Annotated in this window: 10 protein-coding genes and 1 tRNA gene; 7 read left to right on the forward strand and 4 right to left on the reverse strand. The window is 50.1% G+C overall.

The features are described from left to right. Positions 1-29: 29 nt before the first annotated feature. Together B5F38_RS08260 and B5F38_RS08265 are read right to left on the reverse strand one after the other, a co-directional pair. Positions 30-509: a hypothetical protein gene (locus tag B5F38_RS08260; protein ID WP_087408813.1), complete on the reverse strand. Its 480-nt coding sequence runs from the start codon at positions 507-509 to the stop codon at positions 30-32. Positions 510-614: 105 nt separating this feature from the next. Further along, on the reverse strand, positions 615-1,229 hold the full coding sequence (locus tag B5F38_RS08265; protein ID WP_087408814.1) for a TetR/AcrR family transcriptional regulator: 615 nt from the start codon (positions 1,227-1,229) through the stop codon (positions 615-617). Between the two features lie 129 nt (positions 1,230-1,358). On the opposite strand from B5F38_RS08265, the gene B5F38_RS08270 reads away from it, so the two are divergent. Together B5F38_RS08270 and B5F38_RS08280 are read left to right on the forward strand one after the other, a co-directional pair. Continuing rightward, positions 1,359-3,947, forward strand: a complete 2,589-nt coding sequence (locus tag B5F38_RS08270) for a glycoside hydrolase family 2 protein (protein ID WP_162611678.1) — start codon at positions 1,359-1,361, stop codon at positions 3,945-3,947. 512 nt (positions 3,948-4,459) lie between these two features. Then, the gene (locus B5F38_RS08280; RefSeq protein ID WP_087408816.1) at positions 4,460-5,284 is read left to right on the forward strand and encodes a toll/interleukin-1 receptor domain-containing protein; all 825 of its coding nucleotides are present in this window, start codon (positions 4,460-4,462) and stop codon (positions 5,282-5,284) included. 84 nt (positions 5,285-5,368) lie between these two features. Here the strand turns inward: B5F38_RS08280 and B5F38_RS08285 are convergent, their stop codons facing one another. After that, the gene (locus B5F38_RS08285; RefSeq protein WP_087408817.1) at positions 5,369-5,995 is read right to left on the reverse strand and encodes a Crp/Fnr family transcriptional regulator; all 627 of its coding nucleotides are present in this window, start codon (positions 5,993-5,995) and stop codon (positions 5,369-5,371) included. A gap of 215 nt (positions 5,996-6,210) precedes the next feature. Between B5F38_RS08285 and B5F38_RS08290 the strand changes: the two genes are divergently transcribed. The 5 genes from B5F38_RS08290 to B5F38_RS08315 all read left to right on the forward strand — a co-directional run bounded on the left by B5F38_RS08290 (position 6,211) and on the right by B5F38_RS08315 (position 14,861). Then, positions 6,211-8,115, forward strand: coding sequence for a hypothetical protein (locus B5F38_RS08290; protein ID WP_087408818.1), 1,905 nt, complete (start codon positions 6,211-6,213; stop codon positions 8,113-8,115). 19 nt (positions 8,116-8,134) lie between these two features. Continuing rightward, positions 8,135-10,393 (forward strand): hypothetical protein, encoded by a 2,259-nt coding sequence (locus tag B5F38_RS08295; protein WP_143240943.1) that lies wholly within the window; start codon positions 8,135-8,137, stop codon positions 10,391-10,393. Positions 10,394-10,444: 51 nt separating this feature from the next. Continuing rightward, entirely contained in the window at positions 10,445-11,347 is a 903-nt protein-coding gene (locus tag B5F38_RS08300) for a hypothetical protein (RefSeq protein WP_143240944.1), read from the forward strand. A 70-nt stretch (positions 11,348-11,417) separates the two neighbouring features. Then, on the forward strand, positions 11,418-13,718 hold the full coding sequence (locus B5F38_RS08305; protein ID WP_143240945.1) for a hypothetical protein: 2,301 nt from the start codon (positions 11,418-11,420) through the stop codon (positions 13,716-13,718). Between the two features lie 381 nt (positions 13,719-14,099). Continuing rightward, on the forward strand, positions 14,100-14,861 hold the full coding sequence (locus B5F38_RS08315) for a class I SAM-dependent methyltransferase (RefSeq protein WP_087408832.1): 762 nt from the start codon (positions 14,100-14,102) through the stop codon (positions 14,859-14,861). Positions 14,862-14,958: 97 nt separating this feature from the next. On the opposite strand, the gene B5F38_RS08320 is transcribed toward B5F38_RS08315, so the two are convergent. Beyond that, positions 14,959-15,046 (reverse strand) — tRNA-Ser (locus tag B5F38_RS08320). Positions 15,047-15,720 lie beyond the last annotated feature (674 nt).

A 15,720-nucleotide genomic window follows, 5' to 3' on the forward strand; every position in this document is an offset into this window, starting at 1 on the left:
ATATAGATGTTTTAGTTGGTTGTCATATACTAACCGAGCAGAGCACGAAACTCTTCGTACTGCTCCCACGAATCGAAATAGGGAATTTCGAAAACCAAGTATCGGTCGGGCAGACTCACCTTGCACTGGCTCTCCTTCTCGTCGTACTTGATATACTCGATATCGCTGATGGAAAAGGTGTCGTACTCGACCCGCCCCGACTTTACCGTCGGGTAGGTAACCTTGTTGCCATCGACCGTAATCATGGCCCCCTCGCGAATGAGAGCACGAGCCTTGCGCATGGCCAGCCAGGTGAATATCAGCAACACAATGCCACCGATAATGAAGATGGTCGAGAGTACCGCCGGCGACAGAATGTGCAAACGACGAATGCGCAACCCGAAAGGCCAGATGGCCGGGACGACAATCATGCCGATACCGAATGCCAGGTTGGACCACTGGTTGGTGAAAATGCTCCCAGGGGTATAGTTGAATGTCTTGTGAATGCTTGTAAATCGCTCCTGTTCCATAAATATTACCGTTCGGTCATTTTTAACAGGAGCAAAGATAGAACAAAAAAAATAAAAATATGACCAGTTGGTCATATTTTTATTTTTTTATGATTCTCACTGTGATTAGCGTTTCAACTGATTATAAATATACCGGAAGTGTGCGGCCAATCGATTCACATCGAGCCCCTCGTAAAACGACATTTCGAACGACATGCCCACAAACGTGAGGCGGAACTGGGCCACCGCCTCCTCCACATCGGTCTCCCGATTGATTTCGCCGCTTTCGATAGCCCGACGGATAACGCTACGCCAATGGTCGTACTCCGATTCAATCCAGGCATGCAACTTGGCCTTACCGTCTGGATAATAGAAGAGTACCTGCTGGAAGAGATGGAAATAACCCGCATTGGCCGACTGACCGGGCATGGCCTCCTGCCGCACATTGCCCAATCGTACAATCTCGGCCATCGTACGCTCTACTCCGGCCACGTACTTATCGATAAAATCGGACAGCGTACCGTCCGACTCCTCATACTTGTGCTTCGGGTCCTGGGCGTTGAACAGATATTTGTCGGCCACAGCCACAAACAAATCGAGTTTGGTAGGATAGTAATTAAAGATACCCGTCTTGGTCAGCCCCACCATGCGGGTAATCATCTGCAGGCTCACCCGCTCGTAATTCATCGACATGAACAACTGCAGCGCGCTTTGCAAGATTTCCTCTCTATTGGTTTTCATACACTCTTTCCTATAATATTATCAAAGATACAGGCTTATTTTTGAAAAATCAAATGAAAAAATTCCGGGGCTGTCGCTCCCGACCAACTTTTTGCGTACCTTTGAACAGGAGAGAACAACGCATACACCATGAAACACCGTATAGTTAATTTACTGATAATCTTATTGATTACCATGCAACCTGCCCGTTCACAAACGACAAACGACGATACCCGCGTAATCGAACTCGACCGAGGGTGGAGCTTCGCCGCCGAAGGGGATAGCCTCTCTTACCCGGCCGTGGTGCCCGGCACCGTGCATGCCGACCTGCTGCGCAACGGGCTGCTCGACAACCCTTTCTACGGGACGAACGAGGAAAAGGTGGCCTGGGTCGAAACAAAAGGGTGGAGCTACACCACCACCTTCACCGTCGATGCCGACGACTTGGCCCGGTACTCCTGTGCCCGCCTCATCTTCGAGGGACTCGACACCTTTGCCCGCATCGTTCTCAACGGCGAGCCGGTGATGCAGACCGACAACATGTTCGTGGCCTGGGAGAAGGAGGTACGGGATAAAATCGTTGCAGGTGAGAATACCCTCGCCGTGCACTTCGCCTCGCCCCTCAAGGCCGTAGAGCCGATATACAGCCTGACCGGCATCGACTACCCCGCCGACAACGACCGCAGCACCCCCCACCTGAGCGCATACGCCCGCAAGGCTCCCTACCACTACGGGTGGGACTGGGGTATCCGACTGGTGGGTTGCGGCATCTGGCGACCGGCCCGACTGGTGCTCTACGACGGCTGCCGCATCGACGACGCCTTTACCCGCACCCTGCACATCGACAACGACCGGGCCCGACTGGCTACCGACCTGACCATCGTCAACGAGAACCGCCAGGCTGCCGAAGGGGTCGAAGTGCTGCTCACCATCGCCAAAGCGGGCAAGAAGGTGGCCCACTCGACCCGTCGCTGCCCCCTGCAACCGGGCGAAAACCGCATCGGCTTCACCTCCGAAATCGAGCAGCCCCAACTGTGGCAGCCCAACGGCTGGGGCGAAGCGCATCTCTACGATGTGGATATAACGCTCGTACAAAACGGCCGAACCCTGGGGAGCAAACATTACCAGACCGGGATACGCACCATCGAGTTCGTCAACGAACGGGACTCGCTGGGCCGCAACTTCTACTTCCGCATCAACGGCCAACCGCTCTTCGCCAAAGGCACCAACTACATCCCCCAGGACATCATTCTCACCCGTGTCACCCCCGACGACTACACCCGGCTGTTCCGGGCCATGAAGCAGTCGCACATGAATATGGTGCGGGTTTGGGGCGGCGGCGTGTATGAGGATGAGCTCTTCTACCAGCTGGCCGACCGCTACGGCATACTCGTGTGGCAGGACTTCATGTTTGCCTGCTCGGCCTATCCCGGTGACCCGGACTTTCTCGGCAACGTAGCCCGCGAGGCCCGCTACAACATCCGCCGCCTGCGCAACCACCCCTCGCTGGCCCTGTGGTGCGGCAACAACGAAATCTACGAGGGACTCAAATACTGGGGGTGGAACCGCCGCTACACGCCCGAGACTTTCGAGAAGATGCGGCGCGACTACCACACTCTCTTCCGCGACACGCTCGCCGCGTATGTGCGCCGGTACGACCCGCAACGCAGCTACATACACACCTCGCCCGACTCGGCCAACTGGGGGCGCCCCGCTACCCAGACCCAGGGCGACATACACTACTGGGGCATCTGGTACGGGCAGGAGATGTTTGACGCCATGGACACGCTCCAGCTGCGGTTCGTCAGCGAATTCGGCTTCGAATCCTTCCCCGAGATGAAAACCCTGCGCACCTTCGCCGGCCCGGCCGACCTGAGCATCGACTCCGAGGTGATGACCCACCGCCAGAAGAGCAGCATCGGCAACGACCTGATAAAAACCTACATGCAGCACTACTACCGCATGCCCCGCAACTTCGACGACTTCGTCTACCTGGGGCTGCTGCTCCAGGGGCACGGTATCGCCTACGGCATCGAAACCAACCGCCGGCAGCGCCCCGTGTGCATGGGTTCGCTCTACTGGCAGCTCAACGACAGTTGGCCCGCCATCTCGTGGTCGGCCATCGACTATTACAAAAACAAGAAGGCACTCTATTACCACGCCCGCGACGCCTTTGCCCCCCTGATGCTTTCGACCTTCGTCCGGGGCGACAGCCTCGAGATTCATGTTCTCTCCGACCGGCTCGACCGGCTCGACCAGACACAGATTGTCGTGGGCATCGACGACTTCCACGGCAACCGGCTGAATAGCGTCACCCTCGAGCGCACCGTCCGGCCCAACGCCAGCCAGAGGATGGCCACCCTCGCCCTGGCCGACCTGCTGAAGGGACACCCCGCCAACGAGGTATTGCTGACTTGGCAGATACGCCACGACGGAGAAACCCTCGCCCACGGCCACAAGTTTCTGGTGCTGCCCAAGGAGCTGAAGCTACCCCGTCCTCATCTGACAAAAGCCATCGAGACAACGCCCCAAGGCATCGCCCTTACCCTCACCACCGACTGTCTGGCCAAGGATGTGTTCATCGAGATACCCACACAAGGGGCCGACCTCTCCGACAACTTCTTCGACCTGCTGCCGGGCGAGCGCAAGGTGGTGACCATCGAGAGTGCCGACATCACCCCCGACGATATGGCCCGTATCCGGATACGTACCCTCACCGATACGTATGAGGGAGAGTGATGAGAGAATTTGGGAAATCTGACTAAAGTCGGAAAAGAATAAAGCACTTAAAAAACAACAAATAAGAATTGTATGGTATTATCTTATTGGTTCAAAGGATTTGAAAAAGGACTTGCCCGCCTGTCGGACAAGCAGCGGAGTGAACTATTGGCCGAGTGTAGCAAAAGTTGCGTGAGGCAAGGCACATTCTCGATTTACCAAGAGCTCTACAACCAAGCTAATGGCGACTTGGATCAATTTTTTACACAAGCTAACGAGCTGCCAGGAGTACGTTGCGAAATCGTAGAAAGCGAATCGGTGTACCATCTATATTTCGAGAGTTACACCTGCGAACTGTGCCAAAAAGGCTATGTGTCAACCCCGTTACTTTGTGAATGCTCCCGACAAAGTATTCTCTATGTACTATCTGAACTGTGGAGAAACAGATACTTTCGGGTAACGCTTTGCCATTCAATTCTGCAAGGAGCCTACGATTGTAAAATGCAAATAGAAACCGAAAAGAGAATAACCGTATGAAAGGAGTAAACTCTCAGGAAACAACTCGTACCTGCATATTTACAAATAAAGAAGATTTAAAATGGGTCTTTCTGTCACATTCAAACAAAGACTATTTACAAGTCCGAAAAATCAGGAACAAATTGGAAGAAAAAAATCTATATCCAATTATGTTTTATCTAAAATGTTTGGAAAATGCGCCCAATGAATCCGTTCTAGATATAATAAAACAAGAAATAGAAGCCAGACCTCGATTCGTCCTATGCCAAAGTGAGAATACATTAAAATCTTATTGGGTTCAACAAGAGATAGAATATATAAAGTCTATCAAAAGGCCGTACGAAATAATCAATCTTAATGATAGTAATAGCATAGCCAGAGGTATTGACTCTATTTATAAAAGGTCTAATGTTCTAATAATAAGTTCTAGAGTTGAAAAAGACATTTCAAATAAAATAGAACAAATGGGCTACAACACATATCTTGTTGATGAGAATATGGTAACCTATAACTACTTTGGAGGCATGAATTTTCAACAGTATGAGAATATGGTATATCAAAAATGCCTTCATTCGCTAAAAAACGGATACTGTCTACTACTTCTTTACGATCAAACAGAATTTTATAAAACTCATTATCAGACTATTATAAATATCGCAATGAGTAATAAAGAATATATAGATTACCTAATTCCTATTATTATGGAAGAAAATATTAAAAATATTCCTTCGGAGTTCGACAATCTTCCTAATTTTTTAGATGCCAGCATTTATTCTAACGAGATAAAGGCTGATATAATCGCAAATCACCTCCAATATATAGATATATTGAAGAATTTATAACTATTTTACCTATCCTAAGATGTCAACTGTATTCACTGCAAAAGGGGACTAACGTTTCAAAATGTTGATTTCAGGAACTATGTATCAGGAGAGCATATACCCCTTGTTCTCCTTCTTGAGCACGCCTTGATTGACCAGTTGCAGGATAGCTCTTGAAAGAGAGGGACGGGCCACCCCGAGAATGAAAGCAACCTCCTGCAGGTTCTGTATGGTTCCGTTTTTTTCGATGTAGCTTATAATCCTCGACGAAAGCGTCTGCAAGGCAAACTCGTTCAGACGTTTACTCAAGAACACGCTGTGGTCCGATATGACCGTCAGATAATTTCGCAAGACCAAAGAGTCTTCTTCGATAATTTTCAACAGGCTCTCCTTGTTGACAATCCAAAGGCTACAGTCACTATTGGCCAATATGGTAACGGGGAATATCCCCTCGGTACTGAATAGAAAGGAAGAGGCCAACACATCGGGAGCCGAGAGGGTATCCAATGTCAGCTCCTTACCCTCCTCGCTAATCATTTTGGCATAAACACTGCCTTCGCACAGAATATACAGCGAACGGCACACATTCCCTTGCATGGCTATGGTTTCTCCCTTTTTGTAATGCACATAGCGGCTGGGGTAATCGTGCATGATTTTTTCGATAACTTCTTTATTTCCGCCTTTGAATAAAGGCATTTCATAAATATCATTATTCATTGTAGCCCAATCCATATCTTACCGATTTTTCCTTGCGTAACAATTGTTACCGATTATGACCATACAATCTGGTACTTTTGCACCGGTCAAAAAGATTTAGACAATTTGTAACAATAGGTAACATCATACACACTTATCAACGATCAAAATTACCCATTTTGTTCTGTTTAATCTCTTTTTTCCCAACAAAATACAACTAAACGAACCCGAAACAAAGAAGTGTTCATAAAATGAGAAATATAATTTATACTCTTTTAATCGGCATCATTCTGCTTCCGGCCTGTGTCGAAGAAGATCATCTGGATTCCGTCTCTTCCGGGAACGGGTTCGGCGATTTTTCGTTCCGACTGGTACCCGAAGAGTACGAGGGGCTCCCCGCCGAAAGTTTGCAAAAAGGCCATCGCCCTCAACAGGCATTTGCCACCACCGAGCGACAAACCCTGTCGAACTACGATCGGGTAGAGTTTGTGGTAGTCGATGACGACGGATATAAGGTGAACGGTGTCAAGGGCCTGTACGACAAAAATACCTCGGACATGCAGTTGGAAGGTCTGCACGAAGGTTCATACCGGATTCTCATTCTCGGGATCAACGGCAACCCGGCTGCCGATAACGCCACGATACACCGAATCAATCATATCTCGGAGGTGTGGCTTTCCTTCCCCGAAGAGCTGGCCCGACCTTTGGCTTGCGAGTACTTCTATTCGATAACTCCCTTTACCGTCCGGAAAGTCTCCACCGCTCTCGGGAACGAGGTCGTAGCCGAGATTGCCGAAAAGATTGTACAGCGCAGAATTGTGGGGCGGATGGATCTGATTTTCTCGTACAACAATCCATACGTCGAAACGGCAGTCACCTCGAACACGGTTGCCTTTAATGCCAGTAGCCGATTTTATACCCGACTCTCGGGCGAGGGAACATTCTCGGGCGAGAGCAACGGCGAAATGAAGGTCTTGGATATGGCCGAATACACCGAATATCTGTTCATGCCAACGATTGAGGGAAGCTCGGTTCAAGGAGAGGTGACCCTGTTTACACGCGATTATCGGGGAAATATGACCAAACGCTACTATACCTTCGATTTAGACTCGGTCGTAGAGAATCACATCGGCCGGGTTGAGATAAATGTCGTACACCCCGACGATGAAATCGGGACCATGTTTATCACCAATCGGGCATACACTCAGGGGCAACACGGTCTCATTCTGCAAGACGATGAACCGCATACCATGTACACCGACAAAGAGCTTCGTAACTTCAATACGACCAGGCCCTTGCAGCTATCGGTCACCAGCGAGGGGCAACTCCATGCCCGTTTTTACTCGCCGCGGAGCCTAAGTCATGTTCTGGTAAAAGCACGCATCCCGGCAGCAGGGAACGAATATGTAGACTTTGCCTATTTCGACAGCATCCCTCCTTTTGCCGATTTCTATGAAGCCATACCGCTGTTGCAGAAAGAGCTCTATTTCCGCTCCGAATCGGGCAAGATTGTCCGCATTCCCCGAATGCAGGCCGACGATTTCGCCGGAATTGAATTCAAGATTGAGTCCGACGACCCCTATCTGGAGAAGCTGAAAGGCATCATACACGGCTGGAACATACGGTTCCACCTGTACGACGGCGACCCTACCAAACCCGACGGAGGCCCCGTAGGAAACTGGATGGGTATCCGCCCCGTGCATTGTCGCGAAGCCGTGGCCTTCTTCCTGAACTTTACCTACATGATCGATATGCCCGAGCATGAAGAGATACTGAGAGCCAACGAAGACCGGCTGTATGGCAACGGCGGTGTAAACGACAAGGTGACCCCCGATGTCGTATTGCGACAGATGAGACAGGAGCGCACCCTGAACGTGGGTCTGGTATACCCGGGAAACGGTGTTATCGGACTGGGGGGAGGTTCTTCCTACGGCGTATGGCAGACGGGCTGGCTGAGCCACTACACCAATACCTATGCCTGCGAAATCATGTTTCACGAGCTGGGCCATGTGATGGGATACAACCACAGCAGCGCCTTCACGTATGGGCCCTGGGCACAGGAGCTGATGAATCACTTTTATGTCAACCATCTGGACGACATGCCAATAAACTCGTCCAGCTACCTCAACAGCAGTAAAAATCCGAATCTGTATTAGTATCCGTTTTTGACTTGAAATGAATACAAGAATATTTAAATACGTCTCCCTGTCTATTGCCCTGCTTTGGGGAATAACGGGATGCAATGAAGACCACAACCTGGTGGCATCGGGAAATTCGAAAGCAATAACCGTACGGTTGGCTGCCGACAACTCGACAGGCACCGGCGACGAATCGGCCATCCACCGGGTAACCGGCTACCGGTTTGTCGACGGCACACTCGCTGAGGTAATCACCCCCTCGCAAGCCAGTGCGGAAAGTCTGTATACGTTCGTCCCGGCTTCGTTCTCGGGGACTCTATACATAGTAGGCAATGCCCGGTTACTGACGGGGCTCGATGCACTTACTCCCGAGAGTTCGACATTGGACGATTTTCTCTCTATCGAAGGGAGCATCGGCGAGCTGACCGGCGAGGGATTGCTGATGACCGGCAAGAGCGACCTCCAGAGTACAGCCACCTCCGTAGTAGTACCGATGACCCGCAGCGTGGCCCGGGTCGATATTGAATCGTTCGAGAAAGGGGTAGAGGTGCAAAAAGTGGTCGTTCACAATCTGGCCGACAAAGGCTATACCATGCCTCGGGGAACGGTGGAGACATCGGCATCGGCTTCCACCTTCGACTTTACCAAAGAGTATGCCGACGCTCCGCTCGCAAACGGGAGCGAAACACTGCTCTATATTCCCGAGCAGGCCAACCCGGCTATCCGAGTCGAGGTCACCATCCGATTCGGCGAAGGGCAACATCTGCTGAAAGCCAACTTGCCTTCGGTTATCCGGAGGAACGAGATATACACCCTCGCCATCCAGGGCAAGGGGGCCGAAGCGCAACTGGTTATCGAGGCAGACGGCTGGGGTACTGGTACCTCTACCGAGTCGAACCCTTCGATTCAAGGATTGGTCGACGTGGAAAACTCTCTCTTCTCCGACGGCGTTCGGGTAAACGAAACGAGAGATACCGTCTTTGTACCGTACCACGGGAGTGACTTTATGCTGGCACTTCTGGCCGAAGCCAACGCCACGGTAACGGTAGACGGCTCGGTAGAAGGTGTAGAAGTAAACCGGAACCTCGGTAAAGGGCGATCCACCTTGCAAAAAATAGCCGAGCTCTCCGTTCGCAGCAGTCTGCGCATGCCCGGCAGAGACACCGAGAGGATTCACCTGGATATTCAAGACCCCTCCTCCACCAACTTAGGACGCGTGGTTCTCGTTATCGAAGCCAATCCTATACAGATAGAGGGGGCTATCCACTTCGACAAAGAGGCCACCTGCGACTTCAAGGAGTATGTCGAAGGCGAATTGGGAATCATCCGTCTGCCGGCCAATAAGGTGCTCCGGGTAGAGTTTGATACCGACGAATCGGCCTGGATGCAAGCCACGGAAACGGAATCGATTACCCGCACGGGGCTGTCGGGCAAGAGCTATCGGATTGTCGGTGGCTGGAAACCCAACGACCCCCGAGCCGACGGACGACCTCAAGAGGGACGGATTGTCATCTCGAACGAAGATGGGACCCACAAGGAGACCTATACCGTCCGCCGCATAAACTGGGGATTGCCGGTGGTGAAAATTGGCGAGACCTGGTGGTGCAAATACAATTTGCGGGGAAATGTAAAATCGTTTGAGGACCAGATAACCATCCCCAACGACCCGGCACCGCACCACGACCTGCTCTCGTATCTGACCACCGTATCGGAAGACGAACTCCTGAACCTGTTGGGCGACCAGTATCAGGGCGGCAACAAACAGGGTCTGCCTCTGCGACACGACGGAACGGCATTCTACCACGAGGGGGTTGCCGCAAGCGCTCAAAACTTCGGGACACTACCGCCTGCCGAAATGGCTCCACCGGGGTACCAGATTCCCGGCTACGACGATTATCTCGCCTTTTCGAAAAACGGGAATTTCAACCTCGGTGGCGTAGGTTCCAGAAGCTACCAAAACAGCAAGGGACAGATCATACAGATTACGATTGTAGAGCGAGACGTCAATTTTCTGGGCCATAACTATGGCGTCATATCGTTCTACGATTTTGAAATAGACGGCGCCCACTATGTGCTCAACGGCTTGGGCCACCAATGGAACACGGTTCATGGCAATATAGCCAGGATGAACCTGCTCCTGGCCACCTATGGCAACAGCAGCCAGACCTGGGTCATGGAGGGCTATGAAAGCCAGGTAAAGCCCAATGAGAACTGGATCAAGTACACCGCCAACAATTCGACCAAGACACGGCTGATACGGTGTATCAAGACTCCCGTAGAGTATACCTACGATTGATAATGACAATAATCATAATAAAAACAAATGTTGAATTTTAACCAAAACACAATGAATAAAACAAATCTTTTTTTTGCAGCATTCGCCTCTTTGGGCGTATTGGCATCGTGTAGCAACGACGACGCAACCACCCCCTCTCTCCCCGGCGGAGAAGAGACCAGAACTGTAAAAACCTCTATCACCCGTTACGAAGGCTTCGGACAGGCTCTGGAAAACGATATCAACATCACCGACATGCAGGCTTGTATATTCGAAGGCGGAAAGATGACCCAGATCTATACCGATCTCACCCCCTCGAAAAGCAGTTTCGACATTCGCATCGAGAAACATGCCGGTACGTTATATGTATTGGCCAATACTCAGGAGCAAATCAACCTGGAAGAGTTGAAGAGCCAAAACATCACCGAAGAGGAGTGGTTGAAAAAGTGTATGACGATGAAAGATAATGCACCGGTACAGTTCTACTCGGGCAGTCTCAGTCTGAACGACATGAGCAACTCTCAAACGGTGCTCCCCGTGAATCTGAAAAGAGGTTTTGCCCGTTTCGACCTCAACTTGAGAACGGCAGGTGTGGCCTCGGTAAACAGCATTACGCTGAAGAATGCGGCTCAATCGGGCTTTCTTTTCCCGGCTACCCCCGAACTCTCTTCGAAGGAGGTGCAGATCAAAGATATGACCGTATCGTTCGACTCGCCGCTCACGACAGATACACCGGCCGTACTGTATGCCTATGAGCAACCTCAGGGAAGTCTCGAAATCAGTGTAGATGTAACGATTGACGGCAAGCCGCAGACTCTGACCAAGGTGCTTGGCTGCGACCTCAAACGCAACACGATTTATACGATAACCGTACGCAAGGATGTAATCGACGTAACGGTCGAAGTATCTTTCGACGAATGGGAAGAGGGCGAAGATACCGAGCTGGTTCCCCAAGCTCGGCTCTCAGTCCAATAAAAAAGGGAGATGAGCGACGGGATACATCTGACAATTATCGGGATTACACATGGAAAAAGAAATAGAAGTCATGAAAAGAATATATTCAGTTTTGTTTTTTATACCAGCCCTTCTCTTCTGTTTATCGTGCAACGACCAGCTCGATAAAGAGAACCTTTTCGATGGTACCGACCGAATAGTTTGTGCAGAGGTATCCCGTCTTTCTTCCGACAATTCCGTCGACGACAATGGCGAAGAGACGATAGAAAGCATCCGCGCATACCTGTTCGACGAAGGAGTACTGGTCAAGAAGTATACCGACATCAAACACTCGGGAAACAGGTATGAATTCCCGCTCGATGCCCTGAGGGGCAACCTCTATATCGTAGCGAATGACACCCGTCTGCCCGACTTCGGTTCGCCCGAACCAGGCTACTCGGAAGAGGAGTGGAAAGCGACCGTCATACACTCGACCAACGGCCAGGCCGAAATGGTCTATACCGGGGTGGTCTCTCTGGCCGACTACACGGCTGCCGACCGGCTAATCCCGGTATCGCTGAAACGGGTAGCTGCCCGGTTCGATTTACGCATGGCCGTGGCCGGGACTGCCGAGGTAAAGAGCATCACCTTCAAGCGGGTACAGAAAGCGGCCTATCTCTTCCCCCAGTCAACGGTTGCCACTCCCGAGGGCAGCTCGGCAATCGACATCCCGCTTGTTCCGGAAGAGCCCTACACCGCCAGCGAAAACGGAATCCTCTACCTGTACGAGCAGGACAATGCCGATTTGAAAGTAGCGTTGAATGCCTCGATAGATGGTAAAGAGTATTCGCTGGAGACGAATTTGCCTGAGAAAATATCGCGCAATACCGTCTACTCCATAACCCTCCGCAAAGATGTAATCGATGCCGAGGTGCAACTAACCGTAGAGGAGTGGAAAGAGGGCGGCGACACGACTCTGAAACCGGGCATAGACGACCGGCTGGTCATAGACTCGGCCCTGACCGAATTGCCCGGGAATGTAACCGTCGCCAACGAGGGAAGCATGCTCATCTTGCCGCATCTGGCTACCGATTTTATCGTGGCCATCCAGAGCGACAGCGAATTGGAAGTCTTCCCCGTAACCGACCCCTCGCTGACCGTGGAACCGGTCTCGCCCGAAGAACTGAAGAACAAGACGACCCGCTCTCTGGCCGGAATCAACCTGTTCAGAATCCGCAAGAAACTCTACTCCCCCAACATGAAAACCGTCGATACCCAAGTCTATTTCCACCGAAAAGGATTGACCCACTCCTATCCCGAGGACAATATCCACATACGAATGACGGGGAACCCTACCACCAGCCAAGGGGCACTGGAGTTCGGGACAGACACCTATACCCACGACTTCAACCGCTATATCGATAACGAATTCGCCATCTTTACCCTCCCCGCCGAGAAAGAGATACTCGTAGAATTTGCCGATGGAGAAGACCGCTGGATAAGAATCGACAGCGAGAGCGGCAGTAACACCTGGCGGGTATTGGGTGGCTGGCGCCCCAACGACCCCACGGCCAACGGGCGACAACAGTCGGCCACGCTCGTCATACGGAATAAAGCCGACCAATCGGACAGAGAGGAGTATACCGTCATCCGACGCAATTATGGCCTGCCCGTCACCTTTCTGCATGGCGTATGGTGGTGCAAGTACAACGCCATCAAAAACTCAAAGGCCTTTGACGACCAGATACTCTCCTCGGCCGACCCGGCGGTGCAAGCCAACAAAACCCTCTTCCAGTATCTCACCGACTGTACGCCGGACGAATACTACAAACTTTGGGGGTGGGCCTATCAGGGCAATAGCGGACAAGGCATGCAGGTAATCGAAAAAGACAGTGTCATCGTTCTCGAGAGATTCACAAGAGACGAAAAGGTACACATCAACAAACTGCCGCCCACGACTCTCTCGCCCGACGGATACGAGCTCCCCTCCATGGAGGAGTTCAACCGGTTGTTCGATGCCACCGACTATGTCTGGATGATGTACAACGGGACCCACACCCTCAGAAATCCGTGGAACGGACATTCAAAAGTAAAGCGTCAACAACTGCGTAAAAACGGAATACAGGTAGGCTCCATGACCATTTCGAATCTCATCTACATTGCCCTGTCGAGCCCCGACTTCCCGGAGCATGAACCGCTCGTCTGGTATGGACCGGCGGCACAATGGAACGACACCGGTATCCTGCACTCCGGCCACTACAACAATATACTCTTCGGAGTCTATTCTCCCACCGGCGAAGGATGGTATATGAACGGAGGTATGGGCAACCTCTACATGACCAAAAACGGAGCCAGCAGTCACGACACCCGCATCCTCCGCTTCAAGAAGTCGGACGTCGAATATATCTACTGACATTATGCCATCAGCATATATACCCGAAGGGATAAACGAGATAACCAAACTCGTTTATCCCTTCCTCTGTTATCATACGGTAGAGAATGATGACGGGACGGGGAAACCCCTATTCCCCGATGCAGGAGCGGATGGCACTCATCGCTTTTTGATAACGATTCGCTATTTCGCCAACTTTAGCCTAATCTACAAAGTCAACGAAAATCAGCAGAAGAACTCTTAAAAAGCAGGAGATTCAAATTATGATGTTATATAATATCAGTAGAAAAGAAGTGAAATAGCATTTTGTTTACTCCTTTTGCGTATTTTTACACCATCGCTATTACGGTTAGATTTATATAATATACTTTTAGCATTAGGTATTTACAAAAACATAAGATGATGGATAAAAATTATACCGTTGGAGACTTGATATATGACGCGGCTCTTTATGATGGATTAAACACGTCCCTTAATGATCTGAATTTTTACAAAAAGTGGTTACCCAAAGATAAAGAAGCAAGCATTCTTGAACTTTGTTGTGGTACAGGTCGCCTAACAATACCTATTGCAAAAGAAGGCTATAATATAACAGGTGTTGATTATACCGCTTCTATGCTTAATCAAGCAATTACAAAAGCAAATAAAGAACAACTGTCAATAGATTTTGTACAAAAAGATATAAGAACATTAAATTTGGAAAAGAAGTTCGATTTCATTTTCATACCTTTCAATTCCATTCATCATTTGTACAAAAACGAAGATTTGTTTAAGGTTTTAAAAATGGTAAAAAAACATCTCCAAAGAAACGGTGTTTTTCTATTAGATTGTTTCAATCCTAATATCCGGTACATTGTTCATAAAGAAAAAAAGAAAGATACAACGGCTGAATATACCACCAGCGACGGGCGGAAAATCATAATAAAACAAACAATGAATTATGAAAACGCAACTCAAATCAATCGTATAAAATGGTATTACTATATAGATGGTGTATTTCATTCAATCCAAAACTTAGATATGCGGATGTTCTTCCCTCAAGAACTGGATTTTTATTTAGAGAGTTCCGGATTTAATATCGTCCATAAGTTCGGAAGTTTTGAAGAAGATGATTTCTGTAACGATTCAGAAAAACAGATATATGTTTTGTCTTTAAAGAATTAGTCCGACAAAACAACCCTTCTTAATTCCATCCCCAGACATTCATTTTTGGATATAAAAAAGGGTGCAAACCTTGCAAACGCTTGATTTACACCCTTTATGGCGGAGAGAGAGGGATTCGAACCCCCGGAACCTCTCAGTTCAACGGTTTTCAAGACCGCCGCAATCGACCACTCTGCCATCTCTCCATAGTCGATGCCTTGTTGAGCGGTGCAAAGATACAACTTATATTTGAGATATAAAAGCAATTTTATACTTTTTAGGTTGAATATTCCAACCTTATGGATAACGAATATTCCCTTGCCTCTATTTCCTGGATGCTACGTCGAGGAGCAGCATACCCCGGCACGTCACCCCGCACGTGATGCGGGGTCCAGTTCATGGCATAAGAGGAATAACAACGGGGACTCTCTCCCCCCCAGATATTTCTGGATACCGCGTCAAAGCCATGACCAAGGGCGTCACCCCGCACTCAATGCGGGGTCCAGTTCATGGCATAAGAGGAATAGCAACAGTGACTCTCCCCCCCGGATATTTCTGGATACCGCGTCGGGGTGCGGTATGACAAAGGGTGTCACCCCGCACAGCGATGCGGGGTCCAGAAAGGGGACGTAAAGGGAATGTATTTTGCAAGTGCTCCTGCCGGTATTTCTGGATTCCGCATCAATGTGCGGAATGACCAAGACGGGTATTCCTGGATCCCGCATCGGAGTGCGGGATGACTCGACAGGCCCTCCGGGGAATTGGGGAGGACATAAAAAAAGAGCCGGAAGGTTGTCTTCTTCTGACTTCCTTCCGGCTCATCTTTTAAGGTGGCGGCTACCTACTCTCCCACTTGCGCAGTACCATCGGCGTGACGGGG

It is taken from the genome of Barnesiella sp. An22, from assembly GCF_002159975.1.
Classification (GTDB): domain Bacteria; phylum Bacteroidota; class Bacteroidia; order Bacteroidales; family Barnesiellaceae; genus Barnesiella; species Barnesiella merdigallinarum.

What these genes read in the sequence shown, in the direction of transcription:
- B5F38_RS08295 (WP_143240943.1), top strand. Translation starts at nt 8,135, where the DNA reads ATGAATACAAGAATATTTAAATACGTCTCCCTGTCTATTGCCCTGCTT.
- B5F38_RS08265 (WP_087408814.1), bottom strand. Translation starts at nt 1,229, where the DNA reads ATGAAAACCAATAGAGAGGAAATCTTGCAAAGCGCGCTGCAGTTGTTC.
- B5F38_RS08290 (WP_087408818.1), top strand. Translation starts at nt 6,211, where the DNA reads ATGAGAAATATAATTTATACTCTTTTAATCGGCATCATTCTGCTTCCG.
- B5F38_RS08260 (WP_087408813.1), bottom strand. Translation starts at nt 509, where the DNA reads ATGGAACAGGAGCGATTTACAAGCATTCACAAGACATTCAACTATACC.
- B5F38_RS08270 (WP_162611678.1), top strand. Translation starts at nt 1,359, where the DNA reads ATGAAACACCGTATAGTTAATTTACTGATAATCTTATTGATTACCATG.
- B5F38_RS08285 (WP_087408817.1), bottom strand. Translation starts at nt 5,995, where the DNA reads ATGGATTGGGCTACAATGAATAATGATATTTATGAAATGCCTTTATTC.
- B5F38_RS08305 (WP_143240945.1), top strand. Translation starts at nt 11,418, where the DNA reads ATGAAAAGAATATATTCAGTTTTGTTTTTTATACCAGCCCTTCTCTTC.
- B5F38_RS08280 (WP_087408816.1), top strand. Translation starts at nt 4,460, where the DNA reads ATGAAAGGAGTAAACTCTCAGGAAACAACTCGTACCTGCATATTTACA.
- B5F38_RS08315 (WP_087408832.1), top strand. Translation starts at nt 14,100, where the DNA reads ATGGATAAAAATTATACCGTTGGAGACTTGATATATGACGCGGCTCTT.
- B5F38_RS08300 (WP_143240944.1), top strand. Translation starts at nt 10,445, where the DNA reads ATGAATAAAACAAATCTTTTTTTTGCAGCATTCGCCTCTTTGGGCGTA.